Source organism: Clostridium sp. Marseille-P7770 (assembly GCF_902143525.1).
Lineage (GTDB): Bacteria > Bacillota > Clostridia > Lachnospirales > Lachnospiraceae > Pilosibacter.
In genome coordinates this window covers 229,172-254,080 of record NZ_CABFVC010000001.1, presented here as the reverse complement: position 1 = coordinate 254,080, position 24,909 = coordinate 229,172, and the positions used below count along the sequence as shown (strand labels likewise).

Below are 24,909 nucleotides of genomic sequence, written 5' to 3'. Positions count from 1 at the left end.
GGTATTTTTATGGGTAGGAAGCCCAGGTGTACAGTTGAAGAAAAAGTTGCTGCTGTTGAGGATTACCTGAATGGAACACGTTCTGTCTCTGAAATCATGGCAGATTTATGTATAAAAAGTACACGAACCATAAGGGACTGGATATTGGCATATCAGAATGGAGGTATGGAAGCTCTTTGCCCTGTTACAGCCAATCACTCCTATTCCAGGGAATTTAAGCTTGAAATGATTCAAAGATATATTGCCGGGGAAGGTTCGGTTACCGATTTATGCGCCAGATATGGCATCCCTGCACATGTTACACTGCAAAACTGGATTTCGTTGTATAATGCCAATAGAGAACTTAGGGATTATGATCCCAAGAGGGAGGTCTATATGGCAGAAGCACGAAGAAAGACAACGATAGCTGAACGTAAAGAAATCGTCGAATACTGTATTACCCACAACCGAGATTATAAAGGAACAGCTTCTCTGTATGATGTTTCTTATGGGCAGGTGTATTCATGGGTAAAAAAATGTGATGCTAGTGGGGAAGAGGGTCTGTCCGATAAACGCGGACGTCACAAAACGGATGATGAAGTCGATGAGCTAGAACGGTTACGCCGGGAGAATATGCGACTAAAACGCCAGCTTGATGAAAAAGACATGGTAGTGGAACTGTTAAAAAAAGTGAAAGAATTCGAAGGGATGTGAGGTTTGGAAAACTACGGTTTGAATCAAAATATCTGGCAATAAAATATTTTCATGAAGGAAAACAATGGAGCATCAACTGGATGTGCAAACAGCTGGGGATATCGCACGCGGCTTACTACAAATGGTTGCACCGACCGATTACGGAGCAGGAATCCAAAAATAGAAAACTGGCAGAACTGATAAAGGAGTATGATGAGCAGTTCGGGCATATCCTGGGATACAGACGGATGACAAGCTGGATCAACCATTTCAATCACACCAGTTACAGCAAGAACAGAGTCCACAGAATCATGAAGAAGCTGGGAATCCACTCTGTTATTCGTAGAAAAAAGAAGAAATACCATCCGTTCAAGCCGGAGACGACAGCGGAAAATAAGCTGAAAAGGGATTTCAATGCCACAAAACCTAACGAAAAATGGGCTACTGATGTCACGGAATTCAAGATTCCTGAAACAGGAAAGAAGCTATATCTTAGCGCCATCTTTGATTTATATGACCGTTTTCCTGTTGCATACGTTGTAAGTAAAAGAAATGACAACAAGCTCGTATTTGATACTTATGACAAGGCACTTATTGAAAATCCGAATGCAAAACCGATTTTTCATAGTGACAGAGGATATCAATACACCAGCAAGGTTTTCCAAGCAAAGCTCCAGAATCAGGGCATGGAACAATCCATGTCCAGAGTGGGGCGTTGCATAGATAACGGTCCTACAGAAGGGTTGTGGGGAATCATAAAATCGGAAATGTATTGTATGTACCAGATAACAGATGAGCAGTCCCTTCGATCAGCAATTGACGGATACATGAAGTTTTACGCCGAGGAAAGACCTCAGGATCGGTTTTACTGTAAAACTCCGTCAGAAGTAAGGCGGGATGCATTATCGGCAAAGGAACCAGTGCAATATCCCATTGCTGAAAACAAACGGATTGCAGCATACAAATCCAAATGGTGTGCGTAACTTTAAACATACCCCCAGAGTTGCATTGTAAAATTGACGATGGAATAAATGTTTCATAAACATAAATATCCGCCACATCAGATCAGATATGGCAGATACATTTAGAAATTAATTTTAAATATTTTGCTTGTCTACTTGACAAGGGGCAGATCATTCTCAATCTGAAAATGGCAAGTGCCTGTTAAAGTTCCATATCCTGTTGTTTGTGTTTCGTCTGCGCCGGGGCGTTTTTCTGTGCTTTCTTCTCGTCAGCCTTATCCTGCAAGACTTCTTTGAGGGGCTGCTTCTTGGGCGGCTCTTTGCTTTCCTCTGTGCCGGGTGTGGCTTTCCGTACCCAGTAGCGGATGTCCCGCAGCTTCTTCAAATCCTCCTGTACCTCGGTCAACGGTATTTTCAGGGCTGCAATTTCTTCCAGAAGCGTTTCCTGCTCCTCTTGCAGTTCCTTTTGGGTGCTGTCCTTATCGTCCGGGTGCTTGGCAAGGTAGGCGGTGGCTTTCGCATACCGGGCAACCTCCGGGTGTTCCTGTTTGAATTTTTCCTTTGTTTTCTTAAAAAATATCTTCTGGTACTTCTCATAGACAGCCTTACATTCTTTGCAGTCTGTCCGGCTGGCAAGAATCCCGTCAATCACTTTGCTTCGGGCTTCCTTTGGCTTCATCTGATTGCGGTAATCTGCGGCTGATTTCCCGGAGGATTCCAGAAATGCTTCTAAGTCCTCCACAGTGGAAAGCCCCTTTTGCCGGAGATAGGACAGGGCTTCGCTGACTGCCTTTAAGTCCTGTGAAGTCCCCCGGTTCTGTCCAGCCCTTGTCCAGTCCTTCCGTTCTTCCTTTCGTATCGCCATATACTTCATCAGCAGATTGGGAAGAAGTGTCGCTTCCTCCGCCGCTTTTTGTGCAAGCAGCTCTTTCCGTTTTTCTCCCAGCTCGGTAATCCAGCCTTTGAGGTTTTGGATAAGCTGCCGGATGGACTTCATCAGGCGGTTGGCGGCTCTGATTTCCCGGTTCAGGTTTCCGATATTCGTCTGGATACCACGCTTTTCCATCTGCCGGACAGCAGCCCCCTCATGGACAGTGGGGACAATATCAAGCCCCTGTCTGGCATAGGAACGCAAGTCCACACGCTCCGGACGGTCATTGGCTTCCAGATAGCGGTTCTGGATGACCTCCCATTCATGCCGCCAGATTTCGCAATACTTCTGGTCGTTCCAATCCACCGTATCCTCCTTGTGGCTTTTCCATCTGCCGGACGGAAGTTTTATCCGTTCCCCGTTTTCGTCAAGGTCATAAACCTTGCGGCTCTTGGGAAGCCATTTTCCATGTTCGTCCATTGCCCTCATAGTGAGCATGACATGGGCGTGGGGATTGTGTCCCGGCGGATGGGGGTCATGGATTGCAAAATCAGCAATCATGCCTTTGGAAACAAACTGCTGCTCACAAAACTCCCGGACAAGGACAGCATACTGGTCGGGTGGTATCTCTCTTGGGATGGTAAGCACCCACCGCCTTGCAAGCTGGGAGTTCCATTGCTTTTCCACCGCTTCGGCGGCGTTCCATAGGGTATTGCGGTCTGCATACTCCGGCGGAGCATTTGCCGGGAGCAGGATTTCATTGTGGACGATACCACGCTTTTCCGGGTAGTGCTTCACTTGCTGGTCGTATTCACAGAACAGCTTTTCGCCACTCTGGTAAGCAGCGGCGGCAACCGCAGACTGCCGCTGGCTGCGCTGAACAATCGTGATTTCGTTGTGTGGACAGGGCATTTCGTGTTCCTCCTTTCGCTAATTGGTGGACGGGGTGGCGTTTTACCACCTCATTTTGGGCAGAAAAAAAGCAGGAGACCTTTTTCAGATTTCCTGCTCGGTGTGCCGCTATGTGGGCGGCGGGTATTTAATTGTAAAAGTTCGGGGCAAGTTGACCCGATGTGAAGCTGACAAACTGGAAGTTATTTTACTTGCGTTCTATAAATCCTATGATTGAAAAAATCAATCCTACAATCCCAATTCCGATAACGAGCAGCCCCATTCCTGATGAGCAAAGAGAAATTATAATGGCAAAGAGTAGTATTGCAATACCTAATCCAATTTTCTTCATTGTAAATCCTCCTTTACAAATGCCGATTTGTTGTCATCTTCATTATACTTCATTGGCTATCGAAAAGATAGCATATTTTATGAAACTTGTCGGCTGGGAACAGCTTGCAACGCAAGGTGTCCCCAGATGGCAAGTCCACAAAAGGGTAGCTGGCGGCAGCCAGCGCAGGGGAAGCGTAGCGTCCCCTGTTTGATTTGGAGCAGACCATGACTGCGGAAAATCACAGCCCTCCGGCGAGGAGCCTTCGGAGAACGCAATGCACCAACCTCTGGGTGGTGTATAATTGCGCCCTTAGTAAACTAAGGGGTTTCCGGCTTCTCCCGTTCCAGCAGTTTTTTCAATAGTTCCTGCGTGTCCTGCCTGTGAAAAATGAGTTTCAACAACAGCATGACATCATCATCTGTCAGGCGTTCCGGCTCTTGCAGAAAACTTTCCAGCATACCGCCACGAGTACAGAGCCGGTGCGTCCGTTCCTTTCGGGTAAGCTGCTTTAACTGGTGCTGCAATGCCTTTTCATCATTGATGGCTTTCCGCAGTTTCTTTTCGCTTTTCTCCAACTCCCGGTTGAGCTTTTCCAGCTTTGAGGTATCAGGCAAGGGCAGCGTCCTCCTTTCCCGGTATCAGCACATAAATCCGGTTTGGTTCTCCAACGCCCTGACGCACCCGCATGATAAGTCCGGCGGTTTCCAGTTCATTCAGAGAACGCTTGACCGTCATGGGACTGCGGGACAGGACTGCGGCAATGGCTGTGACAGGGAAGCAGACAAACAGGATTCCGTTCTCGTCCTCCTGACCTTTGGAGAGCATAGCGTCCAGCATCCGGCAGTACATGACCTTTGCGGTGCTGCTGACTGGAAATCCTGTCAACGCTCTGGGAAAGGGCATACAGGGCGGCAATGGTGTGTCTATCGTCATAAATTCAAAATTCATTCGGTGTGTTCCTCCTTTTTCTTTGCTCGTTTGGATAAATAACGGGGGCAGTCAATCACAACCGCCCGGAAGCTCTGCCTGCACCCATGCTGGCATTTCCGGCATAATTCGTTGTAAGTGACACGCCCCCGGTCATTGAGGTAAAAGGAAAGCTCATGCTTCCTCTTTTTGCTCATTCTCGGCATATTGTGTTTCCTCCCGTTTTAGTGTATGGTTTCGGGGCGATTTTCGGCAAAATTACAGCCATAGAGCCGATTAAAATCTCCCGAAGTATCAGCGATAGGGTAGACTATCCCCCTATCAGATTGTCGTGTTTCGGTATCATTTCGGTGTCAGTTCGCCAGTTCTCCCCGGTGTCGTTCCTCCCCTGAATCTCACAGCGGCGTATCGCTCCCTTTGGTACGCTCGTTTCGGTCAGGGTTCCTCCACATCCCTGCCAAAAGTCATGGCACTACATCGCCGGGGAAGCATATCCCACACAGGCTGGTCATTCGATTGGAATAATCCATCGATGAACTACCTGTATCATAGAACATTTTTGTGCCCTGTGCCGTATGTCCACAAAGTAGGAATTAGGGGTAAAAATCAGAAATTTCCACGATTGCGGAAAGTGTGATATAATCCAGATAAGCGGCAGCAATGAAACCATTGGAAAGGAGCGTGCGCCCATGAAAGGAGCAACAAGCATACAGGAACGCCTTTGGGAACTCCGCAAGGACAAAGGCTTAAATCTGGAAGAACTATCAAAGCTGACAGGCATTTCCAAATCAGCTCTTGGAAGTTATGAAAAAGAGGATTTTAAGGAAATCAATCATGGCAACCTTATCACGCTGGCAGACTTCTATGGGGTCGCTGTTGATTATCTACTGTGCCGGACAGAGAACAGGGAGCAGATCAACACACCATTGACGGAGCTGCATTTGAATGATGAGATGGTGGCACTGCTGAAAAGCGGTCGGATTAACAACCGTCTGCTCTGTGAGCTTGCTACACATAAAGATTTCATCAAGTTTCTTGCAGACATTGAGATTTATGTGGACGGGATTGCTACCATGCAGATTCAAAACCTCAATGCACTTGTCGATACCGTCCGGCATGAAATCATTGAACGGTATCGCCCAGGCGAAGATGACCCGCATTTGAAAGTGCTGCAAGCCGCCCATATCAGTGATGATGAGTATTTCAGTCACATGGTTCTGGATGACCTCAACCTGATTATCCGGGATATTCGGGAAGCCCACAAAAAGGACAGTGAGAGTGCGCCCCAGACCACCGTTGCCGATGAATTGAAAGAAAATCTCGAAGCAGTCGAAAATTTCAAGGGCAGCCGGGATGAAAAGCTGGTTGTCCTTTACTGCAAGCAGCTCGGTATCAACTATAAAAATCTGTCAGACGAAGAATTTCGCTGGCTGATTCGGATTCTCAAAAAATCAAAGAAAATGGGAACGCCTATCAGCCAGAGGAAAAAACGGTAAAAAAAACCGCTGTTGCATGGTTGGGGTGCCTTCCATGTAGCAGCGGTTCTTGCTGTGGTTATTATTTCATTCGTTTTCTTAATATCCGGCGATAATTTGTTTCTCCCTTTGGTGCGTCCTGTATAATTTCCAACACACCATCTTCAAGCATTTTATCAATGCGATTAGAAATCCATACATCACTAATTCCAAGTTGATATTTTCCTAAAACATTACCTATAACAATAGCCATTTTGAATTGCTCTGGCTGTTCCGCAATTTCACGAAGAATGAAACTATCATATATATCTTCTGAAACACTTTGCAATTTACCATTTAGCATTGCACGCAAAGGTGCATTTTCATTTTGAAGTTGATTCCATTTCATAGCACAAGCTGAAAGAAATACAGGCTTAGCTTTTTCTTGTAGAGTTATATATTTTCCCCATTCGCCAGGAGAAACCTCACCCCATGCTATTTTGGATGTCATAGTATTTTCTTTTCCATATTCCCAGGCAGGTAACTTAACCAAATAAATTGTTGTCTGACAGTTTAATGGTCGAAGTTGTTTCATAAGCCAGTACATACCGCAAAGTTCATCCGGATTATAGCTATACCAAATACGAACTTCTTCCCCAGCTACATATCGTTCAATAACCGAAGACAATGTAGTTTTAATTTTCTGTATTTTTTCTTCAACCTGATAGTCTAAATCCTCTACAAACCAGACAGACAGCATTTTCTTGAGAACATTTTTCCGCTGTTCGCCAATTCCATTATCAGAAATATCTCCCACACTAAGAGCCATATCAAAACAATAAACATCACTGCTCTTGCCTCCCAATGGAATAGCATTCTCCCAAGCAATATGTTCTTGTTCCTGTGCTTGAATTTGTGCTTCTTTCATTTCATCTGAAGATGGAACACTCCCATCTTCGTGCCTCATAAAGACCGAAACTGCACTTCCTCTATACTTTCCCTTACCGTAAGTTTGGGCAATTTTCAAACTTCCACAGGCACTTTCACCAAATACAATTTCAATCATCTTATATACCTCCGATTTAATTACTCCCGTATGAATAAATTATATCATGCAAAACAATTTCTTCTGCTCGGTTGTGAATGTTATTGCAACGCTGCACCCATTCCATTTGACGGGTACGCTTCAATTCCTCGGTCACGCCCTCGGTGGCTTTCATCTGCTCCATGATGGTGTCTAACCGTTCCTGTGCCTGTTCGTTCAGGTCTGCAAGGTATGTCCATAACTCCCCGGTCAAGGTCAATGTGTTCAATCTGGCTGGGTGGACTTCTCTTAAATATTCCCGGTGCATCCGTCCGTACTTTCCGATGGGGCGGTGTTCTTCCGGCAGCTTCAAGTCTGGGATGTAGTAATCTCCAACAAGGATATAATCAATTCCGTTTTCTGTTATTCTTGGTTTCAATTCGCTCATGTTCCTTACCTCCTGTGGAAGCAGGCTCGTCTGGTACTAACTCAATTACATCGGTAATCTCACAATTCAGCGTTTCGCAGATACGGGCTAATGTGTCCATGCTGATGTGCTTTCCCTCTTTGCTCATGTTGGCAATCATATTCGTTGTCATACCAGCGGCAAGCCTTAAATCTTCTTTTCTCATATCACGCTCTAACAGTGTGTGCCAGAGTGGTTTATAGCTGATGTGCATATTATTTTCCTGCCTTTCTATCCATACCACCGGGGCGGTTGCCCCGGCAGGAACTTTTCTCTTATTATAACACCAATCTTGTGAAATCACAATTTATTCTTGTAGCCTGCCGCTGATACCGTCTGGATTGGTTTTTCCTTTCTTTTTGTTCCCTTTAATTAGCCATGAACTGCTTGACCCCTTGTGATTTTGCCCCTGGGTTATCATTTCCGTATCCCTCAAGAAGATTGATAACGCCCCATACTGCCACGCCTGCTCCGATTGCGGTTACAACGGTCTTTAATCCTGTTACTGCTGATGTAAAAAATGCCATATTCAGTTACCTCGTTCTTTCCGAAAATTTATTTTTTGCAAAAAATAAGGAGCATTGCTTTCTATCCGCAAAACTCCTGTACCTCTGGACATCGTGTCCAAATGTTCCTATTCAGTTGTATCCGGGGAAATCTCCCCGCATTCAAAGGCTTCATCTACCTTTGTCTTTTCTGTGACCTTCAAGTGGTGCAGATGTTTCACATACTGTTCCATATCAAAGGCATTTTTCTTGTCATAATCGGACAGCTCTTTGTACCGCTTGTGCTTCGTTATATCGAATTTATCCGAGAAAAATGGTCTGACACCTCTAAGCTGCATAATACATTTCCCGCCATCCATGACAGCAATCTCATCTTGGCTCATCAGTTCCTTTCCGGTCTTTTGGTAATTCAGACCGTAGGACTGGCTCGTCCCCCTCGTATCCGAGGTGTTGTACAGGTCAATGGTTTCTTTCCCCAATACCTCTGCTAATTCCTTTAGGGTGGTCTTTTCCTTTCCTCCGAGAAACAGCGTAGTGTCGCAGTTGCCCTCTATGGTATCGGCATTGTCCCTGTAAATCGCTTTGAGCTGTGATTTTGACTGCAAAATAATAGAAGCTGATATTTCCCTGCTTCGGATCGTAGCAATCAGCTTCTCAAACTGTGGAATCTGCCCGATGTTCGCAAACTCATCAAGGAGCATACGCACATGAACCGGGAGCCTTCCGTTATAAACATCGTCTGCCTTGTCGCAAAGCAAATTAAAGAGCTGGGAATACATGATAGACACCACAAAGTTAAACGTAGCATCTGTATCAGAAATAATAACGAACAACGCTGTTTTTTCCTCTCCCAGCGTGTCAAGCTCCAGTTCATCATATTCCATCAGGTCACGCAGCTCTTTTATATCAAATGGTGCTAACCTCGCACCGCAGCTAATCAGAATCGACTTCGCTGTTTTTCCTGCCGCAAGCTTATATTTCTTATACTGCCTTACAGCAAAATGGTTCGGGTCTTTTTCCTCCAGCTCCTCAAAGAGCAGATCAACAGCATTTTTGAAGTTTTCATCGTCCTCTCTTGCTTCACTTGCATCAATCATATCAATCAGCATGGCAAAATTCTGTTCTTCCTCCGGTGCTTCGTACCAGATGTATGCAATCAATGCTGTATAATAGAGTTTTTCTGCTTTGACCCAAAAGTCCTCACCGGATTGCTGCCCCTCTCCTTTTGTGTTGACTATGATTGTGTTGACGAGTTTCAAAATGTCCTTTTCGCTCCGCAGATAAGCAAATGGATTATAATGCATGGATTTTGCAAAGTTTATGGTGTTGAGGACTTTAATCTTATACTTGCCCCGCTTCAGCATCTTCCCACATTCCACTAAGATTGTGCCTTTCGGGTCAGTGACGCAATAGGACGAGTGCATCTGCATCAGGTTCGGCTTCACGAAAAATCTTGTTTTACCGGAGCCGGAACCGCCAATCACAAGAATATTTTTATTTCTTGCATACTTCGGTTCTTTCGGTCTGCCGGACATCATCAGACGCTCCGTAGCGGTCAGAAGAATATTATTTTCAAATACAGAATCCATATATGGCTCTATATCTTTGGCATTCCCCCATGAAGCGTTTTGTCAAGTGCTTTTCGCAATTTATTGACGCAAAACAGGATTTTTTCAAGAGAAAAGCCCCATGCGGTCAACATGGGGCGAGTTGATAAAGTGAAAGTGCGAAAGTGCAAGGTGCAAAGGCTCTGCGTTTTGCACTTTCATTTTGCAGTTTCGGGCGGCTGCTTCTTCTTGATGAAGTTGTACCATTGACTTCCAACGCGCCTTGCGCCCAATATGCCGCCCATGCTGCGCTTGGCATTTTGTACCGTTCTTTCGGATATTCCGGCTTCGGCTGCCGCCTTGACAATATCCTCGCTTGCCATTTCCTTACCGTCTGCAAGTAAATCGAGTATCAACCTTTCCGCTTGCTCGGTCTTGGTTTCGGTGTTGCCGCCTGTGCCGGACAGCAGTTCATCAGCGGTAATGTCATATTCGCCTATCCATGAAAAGCCGCTTTCCGCGCCCAACGAAAACGCCATAGGCTTACCCTCCGGTGCAAGGGAAGATTTGTCGTGAATGATAACGCGCACATTCGGCTCTCGTTTCACGCGCCCTATGAGCAGCACACTACGAGCGGCGGCTCGGAAGTCGATAGAGCCTAATCCCCGGTATGCGCTCTGACCTCCGGCAGCTTTGTTCAAGTGCCCGATAAGCACAACGGCACACCCGGTACGCTCTGCAACTTCGGCAAGGCGGCGAAAGATAGGGCGTATTTCGTTTGCCTTGTTCATATCCGTTTTTTCGCCTACATACGCCTGTATGGGGTCAAGGATTATAAGACGCGCCCCGGTCTGCCGGATTGCCCTTTCTATGCGTTCATCGGATAAGGACAATTCCTGTTTGCCCTCGTCAATGACAAGTACCCGGTCAAGGTCTGCGTCCGCTTCCATAAGGCGCGGCTTGACGGTATCGCCCAAACCGTCCTCTGCGGTCTGATAGATAACATTAAAAGGCTCATGCTCTGCCATAGCCGGAAAGGGCTTGCGGTTGGTACAGGCGGCGCAAAGGCGCAGGGCAAGGGTGGTTTTTCCCTCGCCGGGGTTGCCCTGTACGATTGTTACCTTTCCAAAAGGGATATACGGCTCCCATAGCCATTCAACGGTCTGTGTGTCAACCTCGCTCATGCGGATAATTTCAACGGTTTCTTCCTGTTGCGGCTCACGCAAGCCATAGACAGCTTCGCGCAGATATTTTCCGTCTGTAATTTCCTCTTTACGCTGTAAAACCTCGTTCCAGTCTTTGAACAACGGTACAAGGCGATTGACGGTGTAGCCTTGGGGGATAATGCTGTTAAGGCGGCTGCAAGCGTCTGTCCCGGCTTTGTCGCTGTCAAGGCAGAGATAGACGGTCTTGATATTCGGACGGTCAGAGAGAAAACGCAGCAGGGCTTTTTCACTCACGCCGCCCAATGACAGATAGCTTTGTTTCTGCCATTCCTTTTTGAACAGGCAGAGGAAAGATAACAGGTCAATGGGGGCTTCAAAGACAAAAAGCCTTTCGCCCTCGCCCCGGTAGCAGAAGTTAAAAGTCTTGTCGCTGCCTTTCACATCAAGCCGGAAGCTGCCCACCGTTCCCCGTTGGTGGGCATATCTCGGTATGCCGCTTTCATCTCTGCCGACAAATACGGCGTTATGGTGGGCGGCTTCCTCGTAGAGATCGCCGCAGGAAAAGAAAAAGCCCGACACATCTTCATCAATGCGCCGGGCGGCTGTAAGGTAGTTCCTCGCTGTTTGGTTGTCGGGGCTTTTGGGTGGTAGTCTGAATTGCAGATAGACGGGTGGGGGTGCTTCGCCCCGTTCGCCTATCAGCATTTCAACGGCTTCAAGAAAACTTTTGCCGTAAAACTCCATGACAAAATCAATCGGACCGCCGCCTTTGCTCTGGCTGTGCCGATACCATCTGTTTTCTCTGACCGTCAAGCTGTCGTGCCGTTTCCAACGGTACTCCTGTCCGGCGCGTTCAAGCTGTTCGCCCTGGGCTTGCAGGAATGATACAAGGTCGGTCTGATTTGCCCGGTCAATCTGTTCTTTGGTGTAGGTCATAGGGAAATATCCTCCTTTTTGCGTCTTGGTGTTTGGTGTGTCTGTTCCTGTGTGCGCTGCTCGGCTTGCTCTACAATATCAATGCACTTTCGGATTTGCTGTAACTCCTTAACCTCGCTGCGCTTTGTTTTCAGTTCTTCATATTCGCCTGTGGATTGGGCTTTCAGTTCGTCAAATTCTTTCTGCCACTCGGACACCTTGAAAGACTTTGTACCCTCCGGCAGATTTGCGTGCAGGAAACGGTTGGCGGCGTTCCAGATAATGAGGTCGCTTTCGTGGGCTTGCTCAAATTTTTCTCTCTTTTTGCCCCATCCGTTTTTCAGCGTTTTCAGTTCATCGTGAATGGGCTTCAAGCGGTTGTAGTTGCTGCCATGCTCGATAAACTTTTCCAATGTCCTCATGCGCTTCTGCTTGGCAACAACGCTTGTATTCAGCCGCTTTGCTTCTTCATCAACAGAGGAAAGGGCAGCGTCCAAATCTTCAAGGGTAGCAATGCCCTTGCTTTGCAGATAGACAATCGCCTTGCTGATTTTTTGCAATTCCCCGGCAGTATGCTGTTGCTGCCAGCCCTGTGAATACTTCCGGCTTTTCTCTCGTTCAATGCTCAAATACCTTGTAAGCAGCGTGGCAATATCGGGAGAGTGCGGGGCAGCTTGCAGTTGCTTCTTAGCGGCGAAAACCTCCGCAAGCCATTCTTTCAAGCTGTCGATATAGCCCCGGATTTCCCGCATAAGTCGGTTGGTCTTTTGTATCATGCGGTTGATTTCTCCCTTGTCGGTGGCTATGCCTTTCTTCTCCATTTGGGAAGCTGCAACACCCATGTGGACGGTGGGGAGTTCCTCAATACCACGCTCTGCATGGCTGCGGTGGTCGATACGCTCCGCGCTGCCGCTTCGCTCTAAATAGTCGTTGGCAAGGTCAGCCCACGCCTTGCGCCATAGGTCGGCGTTCTCCTGCCTGTTCCAGTCCATAAGGTCAACCTTGCGCGTCTTGTATCTGCCGCTTGGCAGCTTTACGCGCTCCCCATTTTCGTCAAGGACATATTCCTTTTTTGACTTCGCCGCCCATGTGCCTTTTTCATCAAGGGGGCGCATAGTCAAAAGGATATGAGCGTGTGGGTTGCCGTTGCCTGTGTCGTGGATATTGAAGTCGGCGCACATTCCTTTGGAAACAAATTGAGAGGAACAGTATTCCCGGACAAGGCGGGTCTGTTCCTCTCTTGAAAGTTCAACAGGTAGGGCGATTTCGATTTCCCTCGCAAGCTGTGAGTTATTCGATTTTTCGATTTGCTCCACGCTGTTCCATAGAATAGAACGGTCAGAGAAAGAGGGTGGGGCATGGGGCGGCAGCATGATTTCAGAATGAACAACGCCGCCTTTTCTTGTATAGTCGTGGGTCAGTCCGTCCCACTCGTTTGTCAGCTTCTCTCCGGCGCGGTAGGCTGCTGCGGCTACGGCAGATTTGCCCTTTCCCCGGCTGACAATCTTAATGCTGCAATGGTAGATTGCGATAGTATCACCTCCCGATACGGTCAACAAAACCCCATGAAAGTGAATAGCTTGCAAAGCAAGGTGTTCGCTTTCGTGGGGTACACAAAAGGGTAGACAGCGCAAGCTGTCGCAGGGAAAGTGTAGGTTTCCCTGTCGCGGCGCAAGCCGCCAATCTCTGCACAAGGCAATAATGCCCGGTGCGGAGATAAAGCCCTCGGCAGAGCGCACACGCCCGTTAGGGTGTATAAGTGCGCCCTTGTGTGCAAGGGTAATTCTTCGGTGTCGCTTCTCCGGCTCGTTTTCTCAAAAACTCCTGCGCTTTGTCGCTGAAAACCGCGGTGTAGAGGAAGTCGCGGGCTTCCTGTTCTGACATATCAATGAGTGCCGGGACAAGGCTTTCAAGGTAGCCGCCCCGCGAACAAAGACGGTGGTTGCGCTCCTTGCGCTTCTCAATGGCAAGTTTGCGGTCAAGCATTTTGTTCCTGTTCTCATACTGCCGGATTTTCTTCTGTGTCAGTTCCATTTCGGCGTTACATTCCTCGATGGTGGTCGGTGGTTTTTTCTTCGACATGGTAGCCCTCCTTTTTGATTTTTAGTAAAAGAAAAGGGCGGCTACTTCGGTTTGGAAATAGTCGCCCTGTTGGGGAATTATGTTATTGTTATTTGAATAATATTATTCTGCCGCGTCTGTGTTACTTTTATCTGCTTTCTTCATTTTCAAGGAGCCCAAAATAAAGACAGCTCCGAAAATGAAACAAAGGACAGACCAGATAGCAAGGTCAGAGAAGCTACCGTAATTTACAATTCCCAGCAGTCCGCCCAACAGATAGAATACTCCGGCAACAATTCCGCCGCCTTTGCTCTTTCGGGTTGCTACTCCAACGATGCCTGCAATCAGCATACAGAAAGCAAGCAACATTCCTGATGTTCCGCTTACTTCGCCGTTATCTGCTAAAGCATTTCCTAATCCGGCAGCGCAAGATTGAAAAGCTACTAAAACAAATAAAACCATGCTGATAATTCCGATTACTAATTTTGCCGTTTTCATGTTGCACACCTCATCTCGTTACGGATTTAATGTAATTACCTCATTTGCAAAATCTTCGCCCATAAAATCATCAGCATCGTATGCTCTAAACAGGACTTCGATTTCTTCCACTTCGGTAATTCCGTTTTCCTCTAAAGTTGTATCAGACCATGCCATAGAACTAAATGCACATTTTCCGGCAGAAACAGAAGTTGCATAGAATGGGTCTGCCATAAAGCCGTTTACAGATGCGTCATCAACGCTGAACATTACCGTTTTGTCTGTCTTGTTCAGCAAGAACAGATTGGCAGTATAGCCCCATATCTCATCATCTTCATAGCCTGTTACGATAACAGTAACATAATCATTATCGATAATCACATTATCAGTAGCCTGTGCTTCTCTCACAAATGCAACAGCGTTTTCTTCTCCGTATGGATAGACATGGATTGTTTCCTTTCCAACAGGGTCAGCAGACCAATCATTGCTATCATACACCTTGAAAGTCAATTCAATATCTGTGTATTCAACAATACCATTTTCCTCAAGAGTATCGGTGCTAAAGTTGATTTCTTCGTTAGCCTTTTTGCCAGCAGCTACCTCGCTTGCAAACATTGGATCGCACTGAACACCATTGATGGAAGCACTCTCGACAGAGAACATATAGGTTTTCTCTGTGGACTTGTTTTCAAGCTGTGCTTTCAGAGTGTAGCCCCACATATTATCGGGGTCGATTTCGGTAATTTTTACCGCTCACTCTGCGTTGTCAATGGCAACAACTTCCTCAAATACGATTTGATTTTCGGTGTTGTCGTTTTCGGTGCTTTCTTCATTTTGAGAAGAAGCGGGGGCATCGTCAGATGCGTCAGGTGTCGCTTCTCCGCCACAAGCTGCAAGAGATAGCACTAAAGCAAGCGAAAGAAGCAAGGTTACAAGTTTTTTCATTCCATTCCCTCCGTTATTAAAAAGTGTAACTTTCCAAATTTAAAAAAGCGACTCATAGAATTATTTCCTCCCGTTAAATAATAGATAACTATTAAAAATAGACAATACTTGCTCATAAGTAATGGTACTTAAATTGTTTACTTTGGCGTGTTTCATTGCTTGATGAAACTGATTTTTAGTAAACAGTTGACGATATTCTCGATTGACCCATTTTGAAACAAAGTACGTATATAGCTTCCAATATTTATCTGGAACATCTGTGGTATGGCGGGTAAGTTTTATTAAGACACTGTTTACTTTTGGTTTAGGATGAAAGCATTCCGCTGGCAGCTTAAGCAATTGCTGAATCGAGACTTGAGTGTGCAAGAGCAACCCTAGTGTTCGGTGAATATCCAAGGTACGCTTGTAGAATCCTTCTTCAACAATCAGATAGATGTCAGACGCACGGCTTTCAAAAACCACTTTTTTAATAATTTGTGTGCTTAAATGGTAAGGAATATTCCCAACAATTTTATACCTCTGTTTGTTAGGGAATTGAAACTGTAGAATATCTTGGTGAATTAAAGTGACACGAGTATTCAGTTTTAATTTTTCTGACGATAAGTTGAATAGATGACTGTCTAATTCAATAGACGTTACCTGTTTACTTATTTTAGCCAGTTTCGTCGTTAAATGCCCTTTACCTGTTCCAATTTCGTAAACGGTATCGGTTTCTTTTAAATTCAATTGTTTTATTATTTGGTTGAGTACTTTTTCACTCGTTAAAAAGTTTTGAGAATATTTTATATTTTTGTTCATGTAATCTCTCCTGAAGTGATTACATCTATAAACAAATACAGAAGTTAAACGATTTGTTTGTAATTTTAGTTATCTGTTTAAAAAGTCATAAGATTAGTCACTGGTAGGAATTAATCTAACGTATTTATTTATCTGCGTAATCACTGTTTTTAGTCTGTTTCAAAACAGTAGATGTTTTATCTACATTACGCATTTAGAATACCAACATGACGAATCCCTCCTTCTTATCCCTTTAGTAACGTGTACTTTCCTGTAAACGCATTTTATCGACAAATTAGCCGGGATATAAACGAATATTTACATTTCAAGACTTGAAAAACGCCGTCTGAAGAAGTATAATATTAAATACCTATAAGCAATAGGCGGTTTACAGGAAAGTACACCTTTCTGTAAAACCGCCTATTTACAATAATTTGGCTTTTTCGTAGATTTCTGCCCGGTAGCGAAAGGTCGCAAGGGGCATACCACACTCTTTTGCGGCTGCTGTGCCGGTAATTTTCCCGGCACGCCACCTCTGATAAACAGCATGAAAGTTATCCGGCAAGGGGCGTGGTGGTCGCCCAAAGCGCACACCCCGCGCCTTTGCTGCCGCGATACCCTCTGTTTGCCGCTGTCTGATATTGGTGCGCTCGTTTTCTGCCACAAAGGACAGCACTTGAAGCACAATATCCGAGAGAAATGTTCCCATAAGGTCTTTTCCCCGGCGCGTATCAAGCAGGGGCATATCCAAAACCACAATGTCAACGCCCTTGTCCTTTGTGATGATACGCCATTGCTGTAAGATTTCTTCATAGTTGCGTCCCAGACGATCTATGCTCTTGATATAGAGCAGGTCGTCTTTTTTCATTTTTCTAAGCAGCTTTTTGTACTGTGGACGCTCAAAATCTTTGCCGGATTGCTTATCCATAAAGATATTCTTATCTGAAACGCCTACCTCGCGTAAGGCGATAAGCTGCCTGTCCTCGTTTTGTTCTCTTGTGCTGACACGCACATAGCCGTAAATGCTTCCAGTCAATTTTTATCCTCCTGTTCGTTTTACATAGACATCAACCGTCCTTACCTAATAATTTTACTGTATCTTTGTGTCATGGCTTGCTTTTCCCGGCTGAAATACCATGCTTCTTTGCATAGTCGCTTGCCGCCTGTCTGCGTTCCTCGCTGTATGGTGCGGTCAGACGGAAAGAGAAGCGTCCCTTTGCAATCTCAAACTCCATACAGCCCGTTTCCGGGTCGCTGTCGGTCAGCTTACAGACAGAGGGGAAGCGGCGGCTGTACGCGGTCAGCCTGTTCTTCAAGTCGGTGTTGTGGGTGCGGATATGGATAAGGGGGTCTTTCTCGTCAAACCAAATATCGGTGGTCTTTTCCTGCTTTTTCAGTCCTGTTTTCATAAACTCTCCTTTCTGCGCCCCTGTTACGCAGTAGGGGCATTTTTCGGGTGTTTTCTTCGGCTCTTGACTTGGGAAAAACGGCGTTTTTTCAATAGAAAATGCTCTGGCGATACATTCCTCGTCCAGAGTGTTCCAATCGTCAAATATTCCGTTTTTACGGCTCTTGACCGTCAGACGCAGAAAAATGCGAATAGTCGGCAAGTATCGCTTTCAGCAGCTTGTCGCGGAATGTTTCTGCGCTTCTGTGATTGAAAAACAACTCCGCAACGATGGTCTGTCCGTTCCGCTGTGTTGTGATGATACCATCCGGCTGCTTCTGCGCGGTGGTTGTGGTTTTCTTTTCTGTCATTGGGTCACTCCTTCCTTTGGGTGCAAAAAAAGGATTTCCCATAGTTGGAAAATCCCTTTCTGCTGTCGGTTATTCTGTTTTACGATACGGGCAGCGCAGCGGCTTGCGCCTTTCGCTTTGCCCGATATTCCCGCGCCTTGATGCGTTCATACTCCCGGCGTTTTTCAAGGTTTTTCGCCCGGTATTCCTTTGAGTAGTTCCGATGATAAGCGCGGCTCTTTTCCTTTTGGGCTTCTTCGATTTTCTCCCGCATTTGCCGGATTTCTTCCTCTGTCGGCTCTGCAAGCTGTGTCAGTTCGTTTTCAAACTTGCCGATATAGCTGAAATATATCCCGATATGCTGAACAGCTTGTTTTGCCCTTTTCTTATCGCGCTCATGCACTTCAATTCTGCTGATAAATTCATTGAGAATGGCGGGGGTAAGGTCGGTAAAGGCGGCGTAGCGTTCTATCAGCTTCAAAAACTTATGCGCCCATCCTCCTGCGTCCTCAAACGCGGATAACTGTTCTTTGAGTTCTGCAAGTTCCGCTTTCAGCGTATAGTATTCCTCCGAATATTTCTGTGACATTTGCTCGTATCGGTCTTGTGGGATAGCACCGAGGGCGTTATCCTCGTAGAGTTTATTCAGCACCTTGTCAATCTGTTCAAGGCGTGTTGTAATTTGCGGAATACGCTTCTGCTGTTTTTTGCTCTTGTCCGTCTGCTGCATATCAAGGTTTTTTCGGACTAATGCTTCAAATTCCTCCCGGTTGCTTATGGAGTATTCTGCAACTTTTTTCAGAACATCCGCGATAGTCTGCATGACTAAATCAGCGTCTATGATGTGCGGGGAATTGCATTTGGGATTTTTGGCTTTGCCCTTGTGGTACTCGCTGCAAAAGGCAACATGACGCTTGCCGCCGTTCCTGTAATCTATGCGAATGTGCATTTTTGCGCCGCAGTCTTTACAGAACATCAAGCCCGACAAAGGGTGGATTTCTCCGTCCCCGTTAGGGCGTCTGACAGGCGCGTTTTCCAAAATCCGCTGTACGGTTTCAAAGTCGGCGCGGTCGATAATCGGCTCATGCACATTCTCGGTTATCTGCCATTCGCTTTTATCTACATAGTGGTTGCGCTTGTCCCGAAAATGCTTTGTGGTCTTGAAATTGACAACATCACCACAATACTCCTGCCTTGTGAGTATCTTGGTTAAGGTTGCTTTGTTCCATTTATAGCGATTTTCCTCGTTCAGCGGTCTGCTTTTCGCTGTCCCTCTGTCGTGCTGTTTGAGGTAGAACGTAGGCGTGAGGATTTGCTCGTTTTTGAGATATACGGCAATTTGGTTTCTGTTCTTCCCGCCGATAAACAGACGGAAAATCAAGCGTACCACTTCGGCGGCTTCCTCGTCGATTATCCAAAAATCCTTGTTGTTCGGGTCTTTCATATATCCGTATGGGGCTTCGGTGGCGATGGGTTTGCCGCTTGCACCCTTGGTCCTGATACCCGTTTTTACTTTCTTGCTGATGTCCTTTGCGTACCACTCCGACATGATATTGATAAAGGGCGCAAACTCCAATGTATCGGGATTGTCGCTGTCTATGCCGTTATTGACCGCGATAAAGCGGACATTGTTCCGTCTGAATACCTCCATTGCATTGCCGACTTGGAGATAATCACGCCCCCAGCGCGTCAGGTCTTTCATAATGCAGACGCCTATTTTTCCGTTTTCCACATCCTCCATCATGCGGGAATAGGCAGAGCGGTCAAAGAACCTGCCGCTTTCGTCATCGTCAATGTAGTGCCGGATATTGGTTAATCTCTGCTGTTGGGCGTACCGTTCCAGAAATGCCTTTTGGTTTACAATGCTGTTGCTCTCGCCGCCATCTCTGTCCTCGTCCCCGACGGAAAGGCGGGAGTAAAGGGCTGTAATTTTATTATATTCGTTCATGTGCATACCTCCTGCGTCCACATAGTTTTCCTTACAGTTAAGATTATGCACCACACCGTGCAGAACCGTATTCCACACCCTGCCGGAATTTCTTGGCATTCTTCGCCTTATAATAAACAATGAATTTTAAGGCAACGCCTCCGGCGATTCCAATCAGCAAATCACTCAGAAAAAAACTGGGGAACGGATTGGAAAACATCCTGTCCATTTGGCTCATTACTACCATCATCTTGTCAGACGCATTACTGCCCTCTGCCACTCTCCATAAAAATGCTGCCTTATTACAGAAGTACCCGGCAAGCACATAGGGAAGATTCAGCAGTATCAGCTTTTTAACATCTGCACTTTTTGCTTTTTCCTTCAGCTTTTTGGGGACAGCTTTTAAATCTTTGGTAATGCCTGCTATGATATTAGTCATAGGCTCTGCCCCCTGTCCTTATTCTTTTCCCGGCTCCGTTCTTTGTTCTGATCCTTTGATACCACATCCCGGAAATGCTTTAATTTCTGCCTTACAGAAGTCCTACTGTTCTTTTTCTCATTTCCATAAACAAATTCCTTAAATGCCTGTGCCACAGCATCGGCATCCCTGCCCTTGAAAAATACCAGATACTTCGGTGGCTCGGTGGTCTTATCCTTTTTCACAGCAAAATCAACATTGTATTTACGAGCTACCCGCTCAAAGGATTTGATATTGCCATCTGTGATTTCAATGGATGAAGCACCTGCACCCTCGCCCACCAGTTCCTTAACCGACACTTTCCCATGCGTTTTCTGTGCCTGTTTTCTGCAATGATTCAGATACATTCTCATGGCAGATTTCAGGATATTGGCATCCAGCTTTGCAGCCTTAATCACAAGGGCGATTGTTTTCTGCGTTACTTCTTCCTGCATCTGTACCTCCTTCTTTCCTTTTTACTGCTGTTCCTTCAGGGCGGAACAAGCAGCCGATGTAGTAAATATTTCATGTTCTCTCCTTTCCGCTTCTGGACATCGTGTCCAAAAATTCTGATTTACAGGCAGCCTGCTCTGATACAGTCCTCGTACTCCCTTAATGCTTCCTCTGTATCTGCATCCACAGATAACTGGATACGAACAAAATCATGCAGCGTTCCCGCTAAAAGAAAATCCTTATAAAGCCGCCCAAAATCCTCAACAAACTTCTTTATCAAATGTTCCGGATCATCTCCAGCATGATATTGTACATAAATCTGACTTCTGCCTGTGTTTCCCAGCATATCCGTCAACTGATACGTCAGCTCTCCTGTCTGCTTGACCGAAATCTGAATCAGATTGTAATTCTTTCTCAATTTAAAATAGCTACTATGATACTCCGACGTTATTGTGATGTTTGGATTTTCTTCCAGTTCCATCACAACATCTGCCAGTTTTCCCAATAACGCTGCGGCTGCTTTTTTCTGAAATTCTCTCTTTTTCATTTCATCTGACCTCCATCCGGCTTCTGGACATCGTGTCCAAAAGCAATAAAAAAGGGCAGCTACAAATCTTTCGACTCATAACTGCCCTGACGCTGTTTTCTGTTTTTCCATGCCCTATTCCTTATATCGAATGACAGGGCACTGTTTTTGTTTATTTCCTATTTTTCTCCGCTCCAAGGCAAACACCATATCTCCGGTTCGCTCAAAAAAGCCGATGTCCTTTTTCCAGCTCATTCCACATTTGCAATGCTGCAAACCAATAAACTGCTGTTTCATTCTCCTGCCGCATACCGGACACCGCTTATTACTGCTTCCCTTTTTCTTTTTCGGCACATCCTCCTTTTTCTCCTTCGGCGGCTTTTCTTCCGGTATCCCATTTTCCGCAATACGAAGCTCATATCGTGGCAATTTTAAAAGATATGCTCGGTAAACCTCTTCATACGGAACCCAGATTGCAAGAGATTTCAGTTTTTCATAAATCCGGTCAATAATCTGCTTTGCTACCTCCTCATTTGGTATCTCTCCATTTTCCTTATAGAAAATGCAGGTTTCCCGAAACATCCAGTCTGCTATTTTCATCTTCTGCTTCTGTTTTAAATCCTTATAGGTCTTATTCGGCTGTTTCTGCTGTTTATATGCCAGTGAATGATGATTTGGTTTCATACAATCCCTCTTTCGGACAAATTCTGTTCAAAGCCATTATAACAAAATTTATGCCTGTATCAAATATTTCCGGTACATTTATTTCAACAGCATAACCGTACACATCTGTGCATGGAACAGACCATTCTCCACCGTAACATTATCAAGCAGCAATGCCTGAAACAACACATTCCTCACATTTTCAAGACTGACGATTTTCTGTTCATTCTCCGGCAGATGTACAAACTCCACACCGTCCTCCACAGCAGATTTTCTTGCGGCTTCACAATGAGTAAAAAGTCCCAGAATATACTTATTTGACATGGCAAAAGCATAGGTTTTCTGTCCATCATATACAATCTGGTACTTCTCCGCTGCTCCTTCCGGCAGACTGAAAACGCACTGCACTATTTCTAAACAAACCTTACCTGCATAGTCCGGTTTCAGTTTATTTTTATAGCGTTGTATTTTCCACTGGATTTCACTACGCTCCACAGGGGAATGGGTACGCTTAAACTGAATTTTCCGGCACAACATATCCAAATCCATATACACGTTATTTCCTACAAGATGCTCCGTATATCCTCTATATTCCCCCAACCGCAACAAATACGAAAGCACCTCATTCAGCTTTTCCTCTGATTCTATGAACTGAAACGGTTTTTCTCCAAATTCCAGATATTCAAACTGTAATGGGCAGCTCCCTTTCTCTATCTCCCGTTCCATAACTCTTTTTACATCTCGTAATGATTCCATTTTGCTCCTTTCCGCTTCTGGACATCGTGTCCAAAAGCAATAAAAAAAGGGCAGCTACAAATCTTTCAATTCATAACTGCCCTGACGCTGTTTTATTTCAGTTCTATTTCTGCCATTTTTGCAAATACTGCTTTTTGCTCTAAAAGCTCTTTCTGTTTTTCCTCCGGCAGACATTTGAAGATTTCCTCATATCCCATTTCCAGCATCGGCGTTCCCTTTGCGAAGAGATAGAGCCGGGTATCAAGCCATTCCTGCCATAAGTCCTCAAACATACTCTCACTGTCTGTATAGGTTATAACATCATTAAATCCATACTCCGGTGTGTAATATTGCAGCTTCACAAAACCGTACCGTCCTACATCCAATACCAAAATGCTTTCCAGCTCATACAGTTCTGCATAGGCTGCGGCAACCTTTTTGCACCGTTCCCGTTCTATGTCTGTAATGTAACTTTTCTCCACAGTTGCAAACCTCCTGTTTCGAGGCATCGTGCTGCCTCTTATTCAATCTTCCGTGTTTCTATTTCAAAAACACTTCCGTCCCTTGTTTTTATTGTAAAAATATTTGCGGCATCAGAGGTATCTATATCCTCAATCCCTAAAGCCACATCATTTTCATCTAATACTTCGTATAGCTGATCCTTAAACTCATTATGTTCCATAACTTTTTTACTCTCCTTGTATGTTTTATGGTGCGTACACGCACCATATTATTATATGTTTCATGCACTTAGAATACAAGTGTGGAAAGGAGCTTTCAGTATGATTAAATACGATCCGCTTTGGCGTACGCTAAAGGAAAAAGGAATCAGCCAGTACCAGCTTATCAAAGATTATGGCATTGATAAAGCACAGCTTCAGCGGCTTCGGCAGAACCTTGTTGTAAAAACGCTTATTTTAAACAGGCTTTGCCAGATACTTAACTGCCGGATTGAAGAGATTATGGAATACGTCCCGGATGATAATTAAAGGTGTTGTTCTGATTGATGAACAATGCCTTTTTCATTTTCGCTTTTCATCTGCACCTTTGGACATCGTGTCCAGAAGTATCACTGATTATCTTTATTATCTCCATCAGCACCATAACCATTCTCAGAATTACAACCACACCGCCAATCAGACCACCTACAATACAGTTCAGTGCCAGTATTCCTATACTTCCTGCAATTCCGAAATTTTTTGGTATGAGAATCATACACATTTTTCTGATCCCATAAGGACAGCCGACCAGTACCCAATACAGGAAAAAATCAAATCCTTCTGCTTTTCTGCAAATCGGATAACAGGTTATCATCCAAACTGCCAGCAACGATACCGGAAGCACAATTTTAACCAATATTCTTTTCATTCCAGCCACCTCCGTACATATCATGCTGTACCTCCTGCTGATAATAATGATTCATCGTTGAGGGTGCATTATAAAGAGCTGTTACCATATATGCCTTGATATTTGCAATTTTCGTAGTTGTTTCCTGCATACATCCTATCACATATTCCAAATGGGAGCTATTCAGTTTGAGGAACTTTGATTTTACAAGCTCATATGGATAATCATTTCCACCGATTTTAACAGTCTTATGCTTCACACATACAATCTCGCAGATTACCTCATACAATTCCTCATACAGCCCTTTGTCCTGCCATCTGCCATATTTCATGTGATGTTCGTACTCAATATTCTCTTTGATGATTTCCATGTAAGCATTGACATCTTCCATCACATCAATCTCCCCTTCCAACTCACTGCCGGATTGATTGATAGGATTGATATAATTCCTATCAATATTACTCTGGTTAGTATGATTATAGTTAGTATAATTAGGGTCTGCTTTTTGAACTTCCGCAAGTTCAGATATTGTACTTCTTGAAGTAAAATTTTTAGACTTCTGGAAGTCTGCTTTTTGAACCTCTTGAAGTTCAGTTTCTGAACTTCTGGAAGTATAACTTTTAGAACTCTTGAGGTTCAAATCCTGAACTTCTGTGGAAACATCAGCATTTGCAGGCGTTTCTTCTTCTGCTTCTCCTATTGTGGCAAAATTCTTTACATAAATAATATCCGGTTTTCCAAGTCCCCTGCGTTTCTTTTCGATCAATCCTATCCCATTATCACTGTCCAACTCTTTCATAATCTTAACACAGGTTGCTTTTGCACATCCCAAATCCTCCATGACATTATCAAGAGTATAAATGATATAGGCTCTGTTTTCTTCATCCAACCAGCCATTTTTCATAGACAGTGACATACGGTCAAGCATCAGACCGTACAGGAGCTTGGCATCGCTGCTAAGCCCCTTGAAACGCTCGTCTTTAATCAGCAACCGAGGAACACGATAAAAGGAAAACTGTTCTGCTTCAATCCCATAGTAATAATCAAACTGTATCTGTTTACCCATTTT

Annotated in this window: 33 protein-coding genes and 2 pseudogenes; 4 read left to right on the top strand and 31 right to left on the bottom strand. The window is 45.0% G+C overall.

Translation table 11 applies throughout. The annotated features are described in order from the left end of the window. The first annotated feature begins 9 nt into the window (after positions 1 to 9). Together FN001_RS01205 and FN001_RS01200 are read left to right on the top strand one after the other, a co-directional pair. Complete coding sequence (locus tag FN001_RS01205; protein WP_142410542.1) at positions 10 to 693, top strand: helix-turn-helix domain-containing protein; 684 nt, start codon at positions 10 to 12, stop codon at positions 691 to 693. Next, complete coding sequence (locus tag FN001_RS01200) at positions 690 to 1,655, top strand: IS3 family transposase (protein WP_185911801.1); 966 nt, start codon at positions 690 to 692, stop codon at positions 1,653 to 1,655. The genes FN001_RS01205 and FN001_RS01200 overlap by 4 nt, the downstream gene beginning before the upstream one ends. A 181-nt stretch (positions 1,656 to 1,836) precedes the next feature. Here FN001_RS01200 and mobQ (FN001_RS01195) read toward each other — a convergent pair whose 3' ends face one another. From mobQ (FN001_RS01195) to FN001_RS01175, 5 genes are all read right to left on the bottom strand, one after another. After that, positions 1,837 to 3,417, bottom strand: a complete 1,581-nt coding sequence (mobQ, locus tag FN001_RS01195; protein WP_142410540.1) for a MobQ family relaxase — start codon at positions 3,415 to 3,417, stop codon at positions 1,837 to 1,839. 187 nt (positions 3,418 to 3,604) lie between these two features. Beyond that, entirely contained in the window at positions 3,605 to 3,748 is a 144-nt protein-coding gene (locus tag FN001_RS17930) for a hypothetical protein (RefSeq protein WP_009274458.1), read from the bottom strand. Between the two features lie 299 nt (positions 3,749 to 4,047). Continuing rightward, positions 4,048 to 4,344: a DUF3847 domain-containing protein gene (locus FN001_RS01185; protein ID WP_002594808.1), complete on the bottom strand. Its 297-nt coding sequence runs from the start codon at positions 4,342 to 4,344 to the stop codon at positions 4,048 to 4,050. Continuing rightward, positions 4,337 to 4,678, bottom strand: a complete 342-nt coding sequence (locus tag FN001_RS01180; protein ID WP_003020305.1) for a DeoR family transcriptional regulator — start codon at positions 4,676 to 4,678, stop codon at positions 4,337 to 4,339. The genes FN001_RS01185 and FN001_RS01180 overlap by 8 nt, the downstream gene beginning before the upstream one ends. Beyond that, complete coding sequence (locus tag FN001_RS01175) at positions 4,675 to 4,863, bottom strand: hypothetical protein (RefSeq protein ID WP_005930722.1); 189 nt, start codon at positions 4,861 to 4,863, stop codon at positions 4,675 to 4,677. The genes FN001_RS01180 and FN001_RS01175 overlap by 4 nt, the downstream gene beginning before the upstream one ends. A 483-nt stretch (positions 4,864 to 5,346) precedes the next feature. Here FN001_RS01175 and FN001_RS01165 point away from each other — a divergent pair, with 483 nt between their 5' ends. After that, positions 5,347 to 6,153: a helix-turn-helix domain-containing protein gene (locus tag FN001_RS01165; RefSeq protein ID WP_142410539.1), complete on the top strand. Its 807-nt coding sequence runs from the start codon at positions 5,347 to 5,349 to the stop codon at positions 6,151 to 6,153. A gap of 61 nt (positions 6,154 to 6,214) precedes the next feature. Here the strand turns inward: FN001_RS01165 and FN001_RS01160 are convergent, their stop codons facing one another. The 24 genes and pseudogenes from FN001_RS01160 to FN001_RS17920 all read right to left on the bottom strand — a co-directional run bounded on the left by FN001_RS01160 (position 6,215) and on the right by FN001_RS17920 (position 23,175). Continuing rightward, positions 6,215 to 7,177: a DUF3658 domain-containing protein gene (locus tag FN001_RS01160; protein ID WP_014078537.1), complete on the bottom strand. Its 963-nt coding sequence runs from the start codon at positions 7,175 to 7,177 to the stop codon at positions 6,215 to 6,217. A 16-nt stretch (positions 7,178 to 7,193) separates the two neighbouring features. After that, positions 7,194 to 7,583, bottom strand: a complete 390-nt coding sequence (locus FN001_RS01155; RefSeq protein WP_117534454.1) for a TnpV protein — start codon at positions 7,581 to 7,583, stop codon at positions 7,194 to 7,196. After that, the gene (locus tag FN001_RS01150) at positions 7,543 to 7,905 is read right to left on the bottom strand and encodes a helix-turn-helix domain-containing protein (protein ID WP_330423314.1); all 363 of its coding nucleotides are present in this window, start codon (positions 7,903 to 7,905) and stop codon (positions 7,543 to 7,545) included. The genes FN001_RS01155 and FN001_RS01150 overlap by 41 nt, the downstream gene beginning before the upstream one ends. Positions 7,906 to 7,975: 70 nt before the next feature. Continuing rightward, a pseudogene (locus FN001_RS01145) lies at positions 7,976 to 8,128 on the bottom strand (Maff2 family mobile element protein); the annotation flags it as partial. 107 nt (positions 8,129 to 8,235) lie between these two features. Next, positions 8,236 to 9,735, bottom strand: a pseudogene (locus tag FN001_RS01140) (VirD4-like conjugal transfer protein, CD1115 family); the annotation flags it as partial. Positions 9,736 to 9,872: 137 nt separating this feature from the next. Continuing rightward, on the bottom strand, positions 9,873 to 11,756 hold the full coding sequence (locus FN001_RS01135) for an AAA family ATPase (protein ID WP_071143481.1): 1,884 nt from the start codon (positions 11,754 to 11,756) through the stop codon (positions 9,873 to 9,875). Continuing rightward, positions 11,753 to 13,321, bottom strand: coding sequence for a MobQ family relaxase (gene mobQ / locus FN001_RS01130; RefSeq protein ID WP_242700206.1), 1,569 nt, complete (start codon positions 13,319 to 13,321; stop codon positions 11,753 to 11,755). Before mobQ (FN001_RS01130) ends, FN001_RS01135 begins: the two co-directional genes overlap by 4 nt. 160 nt (positions 13,322 to 13,481) lie before the next feature. Continuing rightward, the gene (locus FN001_RS01125) at positions 13,482 to 13,817 is read right to left on the bottom strand and encodes a DUF3847 domain-containing protein (RefSeq protein ID WP_071143482.1); all 336 of its coding nucleotides are present in this window, start codon (positions 13,815 to 13,817) and stop codon (positions 13,482 to 13,484) included. A gap of 102 nt (positions 13,818 to 13,919) precedes the next feature. Then, the gene (locus FN001_RS01120; RefSeq protein ID WP_072851246.1) at positions 13,920 to 14,294 is read right to left on the bottom strand and encodes a hypothetical protein; all 375 of its coding nucleotides are present in this window, start codon (positions 14,292 to 14,294) and stop codon (positions 13,920 to 13,922) included. An 18-nt stretch (positions 14,295 to 14,312) separates the two neighbouring features. After that, positions 14,313 to 14,936 carry a hypothetical protein gene (locus tag FN001_RS01115; RefSeq protein ID WP_097783055.1) on the bottom strand — a complete coding sequence of 208 codons (624 nt, stop codon included), beginning with the start codon at positions 14,934 to 14,936 and terminating at the stop codon, positions 14,313 to 14,315. Positions 14,937 to 15,026: 90 nt separating this feature from the next. Further along, entirely contained in the window at positions 15,027 to 15,218 is a 192-nt protein-coding gene (locus tag FN001_RS17925; RefSeq protein WP_185911833.1) for a hypothetical protein, read from the bottom strand. Positions 15,219 to 15,278: 60 nt separating this feature from the next. Next, positions 15,279 to 16,016, bottom strand: a complete 738-nt coding sequence (gene erm(B) / locus FN001_RS01105) for a 23S rRNA (adenine(2058)-N(6))-methyltransferase Erm(B) (RefSeq protein WP_001038795.1) — start codon at positions 16,014 to 16,016, stop codon at positions 15,279 to 15,281. A gap of 124 nt (positions 16,017 to 16,140) precedes the next feature. Continuing rightward, a complete protein-coding gene (locus FN001_RS01100) occupies positions 16,141 to 16,209 on the bottom strand; it encodes a 23S rRNA methyltransferase attenuator leader peptide ErmL (RefSeq protein WP_011100846.1) in 69 nt (22 codons plus the stop codon). A 210-nt stretch (positions 16,210 to 16,419) separates the two neighbouring features. Next, positions 16,420 to 17,031 carry a recombinase family protein gene (locus FN001_RS01095; protein ID WP_071143484.1) on the bottom strand — a complete coding sequence of 204 codons (612 nt, stop codon included), beginning with the start codon at positions 17,029 to 17,031 and terminating at the stop codon, positions 16,420 to 16,422. Positions 17,032 to 17,101: 70 nt separating this feature from the next. Beyond that, on the bottom strand, positions 17,102 to 17,404 hold the full coding sequence (locus FN001_RS01090; protein WP_071143485.1) for a hypothetical protein: 303 nt from the start codon (positions 17,402 to 17,404) through the stop codon (positions 17,102 to 17,104). A 154-nt stretch (positions 17,405 to 17,558) separates the two neighbouring features. Further along, positions 17,559 to 17,753, bottom strand: coding sequence for a transposon-encoded TnpW family protein (locus tag FN001_RS01085; protein ID WP_071143486.1), 195 nt, complete (start codon positions 17,751 to 17,753; stop codon positions 17,559 to 17,561). Between the two features lie 79 nt (positions 17,754 to 17,832). Continuing rightward, on the bottom strand, positions 17,833 to 19,680 hold the full coding sequence (locus FN001_RS01080; protein ID WP_207732025.1) for a recombinase family protein: 1,848 nt from the start codon (positions 19,678 to 19,680) through the stop codon (positions 17,833 to 17,835). A 43-nt stretch (positions 19,681 to 19,723) separates the two neighbouring features. Continuing rightward, entirely contained in the window at positions 19,724 to 20,098 is a 375-nt protein-coding gene (locus FN001_RS01075; protein WP_142410538.1) for a conjugal transfer protein TraG, read from the bottom strand. Next, on the bottom strand, positions 20,095 to 20,571 hold the full coding sequence (locus FN001_RS01070) for a PcfB family protein (protein WP_002596311.1): 477 nt from the start codon (positions 20,569 to 20,571) through the stop codon (positions 20,095 to 20,097). The genes FN001_RS01075 and FN001_RS01070 overlap by 4 nt, the downstream gene beginning before the upstream one ends. 119 nt (positions 20,572 to 20,690) lie before the next feature. After that, positions 20,691 to 21,116 (bottom strand): hypothetical protein, encoded by a 426-nt coding sequence (locus tag FN001_RS01065; protein ID WP_002596310.1) that lies wholly within the window; start codon positions 21,114 to 21,116, stop codon positions 20,691 to 20,693. A gap of 114 nt (positions 21,117 to 21,230) precedes the next feature. Next, positions 21,231 to 21,779 carry a hypothetical protein gene (locus FN001_RS01060; protein ID WP_002596309.1) on the bottom strand — a complete coding sequence of 183 codons (549 nt, stop codon included), beginning with the start codon at positions 21,777 to 21,779 and terminating at the stop codon, positions 21,231 to 21,233. 78 nt (positions 21,780 to 21,857) lie between these two features. Then, positions 21,858 to 22,514 (bottom strand): hypothetical protein, encoded by a 657-nt coding sequence (locus FN001_RS01055; RefSeq protein WP_002596308.1) that lies wholly within the window; start codon positions 22,512 to 22,514, stop codon positions 21,858 to 21,860. Positions 22,515 to 22,606: 92 nt separating this feature from the next. Further along, positions 22,607 to 22,975, bottom strand: coding sequence for a hypothetical protein (locus FN001_RS01050; protein WP_014081156.1), 369 nt, complete (start codon positions 22,973 to 22,975; stop codon positions 22,607 to 22,609). A gap of 38 nt (positions 22,976 to 23,013) precedes the next feature. Beyond that, positions 23,014 to 23,175, bottom strand: coding sequence for a hypothetical protein (locus tag FN001_RS17920; RefSeq protein ID WP_002596306.1), 162 nt, complete (start codon positions 23,173 to 23,175; stop codon positions 23,014 to 23,016). Positions 23,176 to 23,275: 100 nt separating this feature from the next. Here FN001_RS17920 and FN001_RS01045 point away from each other — a divergent pair, with 100 nt between their 5' ends. After that, positions 23,276 to 23,482: a helix-turn-helix domain-containing protein gene (locus FN001_RS01045; protein ID WP_002596305.1), complete on the top strand. Its 207-nt coding sequence runs from the start codon at positions 23,276 to 23,278 to the stop codon at positions 23,480 to 23,482. 46 nt (positions 23,483 to 23,528) lie between these two features. Here the strand turns inward: FN001_RS01045 and FN001_RS01040 are convergent, their stop codons facing one another. Both FN001_RS01040 and FN001_RS01035 read right to left on the bottom strand, forming a co-directional pair. Continuing rightward, complete coding sequence (locus tag FN001_RS01040; RefSeq protein WP_038259775.1) at positions 23,529 to 23,861, bottom strand: DUF6050 family protein; 333 nt, start codon at positions 23,859 to 23,861, stop codon at positions 23,529 to 23,531. Continuing rightward, entirely contained in the window at positions 23,842 to 24,906 is a 1,065-nt protein-coding gene (locus FN001_RS01035) for a DUF6017 domain-containing protein (RefSeq protein ID WP_014081158.1), read from the bottom strand. Before FN001_RS01035 ends, FN001_RS01040 begins: the two co-directional genes overlap by 20 nt. Positions 24,907 to 24,909: the final 3 nt, after the last annotated feature.